The organism is Billgrantia kenyensis (assembly GCF_013697085.1).
GTDB lineage: Bacteria > Pseudomonadota > Gammaproteobacteria > Pseudomonadales > Halomonadaceae > Halomonas > Halomonas kenyensis.
Map to the genome: position 1 here is coordinate 1 of NZ_JACEFT010000091.1, position 639 is coordinate 639.

Sequence of the window (639 nt, forward strand, 5' to 3'; positions counted from 1 at the left end):
ACAGCGGATCGGTTGTTGGCTCCCATGATCAGGTCACCTTCCCAGTGGCCGGGCATCAGGCGGTCTTCGATCTCGGGCGGCCGCATATGAATGCTAACCAGGTCCGGGATCTGGCCACGCCGGTCTTTACCCCGGCTGCGCGGCCGACGCTTGCCGTTGCCCTGCCGCAAGCAGGCGATGAGCTCTTTTTTGAGAGAGCCTCGGGGCATCACATAGAGCGCGTTGTAGATGGTCTCGTGGGAGACCTGGCGGCGATTATCATCAGGAAACATGAGTGACAGTGTGCTGGCGATCTGCTGCGGTGACCAGTACTGGCGCAGCAGATAGGCGACTAAATCGAATAGCTCGCTGCCGGGATGCAGCTTTGGTTGCTGACGTGGCCGGTGACGCGCCAACCGAGCTCTATAGCCTGCCAGGCTGGCATCGTAGCCTCTGCTGGCATCAACGGTATGGCGAGCAAGCTCCCGTGACACGGTACTTGGCGCGCGCCCCAAGTGAGCGGCGATGGCCCGGATCGAGTGGGTGGTTCGCATCATCATGATGGCGGCTCGGTCTTCAGCAGTGAGGTGGCGATAGCAATGAGGCATGGCAACACGATACCTGATGGGTCAGGTGTTGCACTTGGTCATTGAGACCGCC

At 60.7% G+C, this 639-nt stretch carries 1 protein-coding gene; it reads right to left on the minus strand.

The window, feature by feature from the left end:
* Positions 1-587, minus strand: a 587-nt coding sequence (locus H1D44_RS20730) for an IS30 family transposase (protein WP_181517159.1), incomplete at its 3' end; no start/stop codon positions are given.
* Positions 588-639: the final 52 nt, after the last annotated feature.